Source organism: Oligoflexus sp. (assembly GCF_035638955.1).
Classification (GTDB): domain Bacteria; phylum Bdellovibrionota_B; class Oligoflexia; order Oligoflexales; family Oligoflexaceae; genus Oligoflexus.
This window is the reverse complement of the sequence record NZ_DASQYZ010000437.1, coordinates 1-4894: the sequence shown is the minus strand read 5'-3', so window position 1 is coordinate 4894 and position 4894 is coordinate 1. Positions and strand designations below refer to the sequence as shown.

Sequence of the window (4894 nt, the reverse complement as noted above, 5' to 3'; positions counted from 1 at the left end):
TCCTGGCGCTGAAATATTTCATCAAAGGCAGCACAGTTTATCGGAGCCAGAGCCAGGTTCGACTTGTTGAGTGTGGCAGCTGCCTCGCTGGCAAGATCAAGTACATGCAATACTTTCTGGTGTGATATATCTGCCCTCATCTTCAATATTCAGAAAAGCATAAGGAAGCTTCGGAATTGTGTCTGGCATTCCAGCATGGAGCTGACGATTATCTCATTAAATCCTTGTGTTTGGTTTACGAATCGAGCATCGACTACTCGAGGAAATTCATCCTATGGACAGAGTTTATTGATAAGTCGAGACAGGATTTCCCCGGGACTACAGCTGCTGCCAGGCTTGCCTATGAGATTGGAACCACGATTCTTTACATGCATTCGGACCAGGTCAGAACATTGGAAATACTCAAGCGCGGGTTGGCAGCCTGTCCGAAACAGGCCAGCTGGATGTCCGATGGGCTTAAGTGGATGATGGCGTCGGTCTATCTATTCAATCCTGCCAGCAGTGCCCATCATCGTTCCCAGGCTCTTCAAATTTATGAAGAAGCGAAGATGTTCGATGACGAAGTTACCAAATTTAACATTGGCGTTGCCAAATTATTCTATTTTAACGATCCAGAAGGTGCTCTGAAACAATTTGCAAAGGTGAAAATGGCCGCTGCGCGATTGGTCCCGGATGCTATCGTTTTTTCGGCCTTTACCTACAGCAAGCTGGGCAGGAAAAAGGAAGCGCTGGATGAGCTGTCTTCCGTGCGTTTTGATGGCTCTGAGTCGCCCAAGAGAATGGCTTTTCTGCAATGTTATATGGCCATGACGAAAATCAATAGCGGGACGGGTGAAGATCTATCGGATTGCTTCAGCCTCCCCGATGATACCCAGGCCGATGTCGTGGACCATGTGACAAAAGAAATCAGTATGATGAGCGTGCCTCTGGCGGCAGAGAACAAACTGTTCCGACAGTTCTGGCGCTACTATCTCAAGCTCATTCTGCCGTCTTTTCAGTTTCAGACGGAACAATCCATCAACCTGGCTGAACTGGAGCGCATCAAACACGAATCCGAGCGTCAAAAACTGGCATTGGCACTTGCCGAGAACGATAGCAGGTTCAAAAGTTATATCCTGTATTCAGCCCTGATTTTCATGAGCCTTATGTTTTTCACTCTGTGGAGGATCTATATTGGCAAGCGCAGAATCGAAGTTCTGCAGCGCTATATCCAGCAGAACGTTTTGCAGCGCTTTCTGCCACCCGATATTGTCGAGGAAGTCATCAAGGGCAAATCGCGGCTTGAAAAGGAAGCGCAGGATACGCTCATCACGGTTCTCTTCTGTGATATCGTAGGATTTACCCAGCTCAGTGAAAAGCTTGGTGCGAAGCGGATTACGATCGTGCTCAATGATTTCATGAAAGGTATGACGGACGTCATCTACAGCGATAGCGGAACCATTGATAAGTTCATCGGCGACGCCGTTATGGTGATGTTCGGTGCTCCGCGCGAGCTGACAGGTCAGGATCAAGCCCAGAAAGCCGTGAATTGCGCAACCAAGATGCTGCTCTTTATCCAAACGCTGAACAAAAAATGCCAGGAAGAATTCGGAGTTGAATTGTCCATAAGAATAGGCGTTCACCAGGGCATGGCTATTGTCGGCTCGTTCGGCAGCGAGAAGAGAAGCGACTACACGGCCATTGGAGGAACCGTTAATATCGCATCTCGAATCGAAAGCAAGGCCAGTCCGAATCAAATCCTTGTCAGTCCATCGGTGAGCCAGCATCTTGCCTCGTCAAGGCTGACGAGTTTGGGTCACCAGCGATTGAAAGGGATAGAAAGCAGCATGGAGCTCTTCGTCTATGAATCGACTTTGGACGGGGCCAAACTTTTGGATACGCACCATGTTGCTTGAAACATTCCCAACGGAGAGTCGGACGAGTTCCTTGGCGTCGATGCCAAGGACCGAGCCAGCTCAACGATTCGGGATTCCCTGATTGCAGAGCTGATAATCCCATCCCCAATAGGCGATCGGAGCCTTTTTCTCAGATGCCGCACCGGCGTTGGCCTTGCCTATATCAAGCAGACTTTCCTTTTGATCAACCTGCGTGGTGGTGGCCAAAGAAAAGCGCCCCTTAAATACGGCTGTCCCTCCACAAGGCGAAAAGGGCCTTGCCGTGGTCCACTGGACTTCTTCCAAAAAGGAGTTCGAGACGAGGCCGGCATCCGTATTGCTCCAGCGGCGCTGAAGCTCGATTTTTTCATCGGCGCCTGCAAGCGTATAATCCGCATCCAGCGTAATCAAACCGCCATCATCAAATTGATAGTCGCCTTCCACGGTCAGGCGCGAGGGTGTCATGGCCAGGCCCGGAGGCAGATCAACTTCGATTGTCAGGTCGCAGCTGGAAACCGCCGTACCTTGGATGGAAAAGTTTTCAAATTCGACGCTGCAATCTCCATTTTTAGGATTCAATACGAAATTGATCTTGCCGCAGGTCGCTTCATCATAGAGAAAACGGAAGTTCGTCAGCTCGAAGCCCTCAGGCACGCTATTCAATACGGCAGTTGTCTCGGAACCTGCATAGGCAAAGCAGGGTAGACTCAAAAGTAGACAGGCAGCCCATTTCATTTTGTATCTCCTTGGTTGTTAGCGGCACACCCGCCCCGCAGCAGCAGCCTTGGAACCCGGCTGCGGTCGCAGGGCGATGGCCTGATAGGTTTGTCCCACACTTCGTCCCAGCAGCAGCCCATCGACTCCATCAAAGTTAAAGTGAATCCCACCGTAGACGCGACTGTCGGCCGCCTCTTGGGCCACTGAGGTAAAATCGGAATACTCGCGGGTGGTGGGTATACTTTCGGAACTCACCCGTATGACAGGCAGTCGATCCACGAAAAAATCCTTGAGAATATCAGCGGCCGCACCACTGACGGCCGCATGACCGCTGACGTAAGCGGGAAAGGGTGGCGTGTTCAGCAAGGGTTCCCAGGTAGGATCTGGCTCCGTCAACGGATTTCCATCCCGCGCCGCTTCACGGATAGCCGTGATCGGACGCCAGAAATAGAAATCCCACTTCGATTCCCAGGCGCTTATGCAGGCATCAGCCATGGCCATATTGAGTACGGCGTAGACGCGTGCGATGTCCACAAGTGCGTTGTCGCAGGAGGCGAGATGATGGGTCAGGATAGTATTCCAGTGACCCGGAGGTGTGGAGGTACCTGCTCCGTCAGCCCAGAAAAGAGCGGTTTCCGTTTGGGTTTCCGTTCGCTCGATCGAGGTTTTTGATCCCAGGCGCCTCACTTCATCCCAAGACGCTGCATAGGCGGTTGAATCCACAGCTGGAGGTCCCAATGGCCTGAGGGCGTTGACCTTGTCCAAAACCCAAGGTCGCAGTTGCCCCCAGCCGGGAATCAAATAAGATGCGAAGGCTGGCGGCGTCGGGATCCAGTATCCCGGTCCTGTCGGAATGATGGAAGTCGGCGCTGTTGTCCCTGGATCCGTGAGGTGCTGAGCGATGATTGTTTCACCAAGGCGCTGAGCCTCATCCTTGGCGAGCTGCTTCAGCTCTTCCGTGCCGACGCTCATAAGCGACTCATCATGGAGCATGTGTTCAGCCTTCTGCCGAATCTCTTGAGGTGCAAACTCCTGGAGGACCCGATAGGCAGCCGCGGCTGTATGCAGGCGTTGCAATGTTTCGAAGCTGCTATCCTTGGCGATATTCAGCTGACTTATATAAGTTCCGCTGGATCGATTGGCAGCTTCAAACATCGCCAGATGCATGGCGGCCAGATACTGGGCGGCTATGGGTGGAGCGATTTTTTGCCGCCTGATGCTGTCCAGGGCCAGCATGTTCCACGCGGCGACAAACTCTTTATCATTCGATTTCAGGGTGTGAGCGAAACTTGGAGCAGCGAGGAATAAAACAGCAAAACAATGTATGAAAGTCCGCATGCCTTTCCTCCTATCAAGGATTTGATAAGGGGATTGGTAACATCACAGTCCGAATTTTCAAACAGATTTTTTTACCAATGAACTTGGTGTGATTCCCAGTGTGTTTTTACGGAATACGCATGGATTGATGAAAATAGAGGATGGGGAAGGGCATTGATCCAGGCAGGATTTTCGAGTCGCGGAGAGGGATGGTGAGTGAATCGATTTTGGTAATTACCAACCAGGTTCGCTTGCAACCGAGGGCCGTGTGCACTGATCCTCCATGGCGAACTCCTGCTTAAGTCACGATGACATTCGCAAATCCACGTCAGCCTTCGGCCGATTGTAAAATTGCGAACACCTGTTAATACTTATGAATGAGGCAAAGTATTGGACAGTTGCGCTGGATGTACTATGGACACGACCTGCAGCAAATTGAAAGCGTCGTCGATGAAAGACAACCAGGATGCTGTCGAGCCCATTCTCTATCACGCGTGGTTGCGGGACTTCTGCGCTGATAAGCAGTTGGTTGGAGCGATTGACCCGTCCGATGCTTTTTCCATTCACAGCATTAGCCGATATGTTGATCAGATGGATGGGCTGTGGGAAATCGGTCAAACCTATACAGGCCGAGTTGTGACAAGGTCGGGCCGGATGCAGGACCTCGACCTCGAAGTATGCTGGACCCGGTGGGAGACGATGCATCACGTTATTACGGGCGCTCGATCCGAGTCGTGAATGACGAATTAGGTTCCGTCCGACTGCAATATCAACTTTAAAGGTCGATGCGGACAAGCCCCGTCGCACTGTGAAACCAAAGACGATCGTTGGCGTCAATCCGAATGGCGAAGATAAGGAGAAACGTTCCCGGTATCTGCGGCAGGCTATTAAGATCTTTCTGGCTGAAAATCTCAGCATAGCTCACACCATCAGTCCGATAAATGCTGAAGTCGAGAGCCATGATGATCTCGCCCTTTGATGTTTTG

At 51.3% G+C, this 4894-nt stretch carries 5 protein-coding genes; 2 read left to right on the top strand and 3 right to left on the bottom strand.

Annotation, left to right across the window (positions count from 1 at the left end):
• Positions 1-176: 176 nt before the first annotated feature.
• The gene (locus tag VE954_RS36110; RefSeq protein ID WP_324962273.1) at positions 177-1895 is read left to right on the top strand and encodes an adenylate/guanylate cyclase domain-containing protein; all 1719 of its coding nucleotides are present in this window, start codon (positions 177-179) and stop codon (positions 1893-1895) included.
• Positions 1896-1955: 60 nt separating this feature from the next.
• On the opposite strand, the gene VE954_RS36105 is transcribed toward VE954_RS36110, so the two are convergent.
• Positions 1956-2609, bottom strand: coding sequence for a DUF4360 domain-containing protein (locus VE954_RS36105; protein WP_324962271.1), 654 nt, complete (start codon positions 2607-2609; stop codon positions 1956-1958).
• Between the two features lie 18 nt (positions 2610-2627).
• Positions 2628-3929, bottom strand: a complete 1302-nt coding sequence (locus VE954_RS36100; protein ID WP_324962269.1) for a vanadium-dependent haloperoxidase — start codon at positions 3927-3929, stop codon at positions 2628-2630.
• A gap of 393 nt (positions 3930-4322) precedes the next feature.
• On the opposite strand from VE954_RS36100, the gene VE954_RS36095 reads away from it, so the two are divergent.
• A complete protein-coding gene (locus VE954_RS36095; protein ID WP_324962267.1) occupies positions 4323-4646 on the top strand; it encodes a hypothetical protein in 324 nt (107 codons plus the stop codon).
• A gap of 37 nt (positions 4647-4683) precedes the next feature.
• Here VE954_RS36095 and VE954_RS36090 read toward each other — a convergent pair.
• A partial coding sequence (locus tag VE954_RS36090; RefSeq protein WP_324962265.1) for a hypothetical protein occupies positions 4684-4894 on the bottom strand: 211 nt, incomplete at its 5' end.

Bases quoted from the DNA above. Each gene is read 5' to 3' on its own strand.
- VE954_RS36105 (WP_324962271.1), bottom strand. From the start codon at position 2,609: ATGAAATGGGCTGCCTGTCTACTTTTGAGTCTACCCTGCTTTGCCTAT.
- VE954_RS36100 (WP_324962269.1), bottom strand. From the start codon at position 3,929: ATGCGGACTTTCATACATTGTTTTGCTGTTTTATTCCTCGCTGCTCCA.
- VE954_RS36095 (WP_324962267.1), top strand. From the start codon at position 4,323: ATGGACACGACCTGCAGCAAATTGAAAGCGTCGTCGATGAAAGACAAC.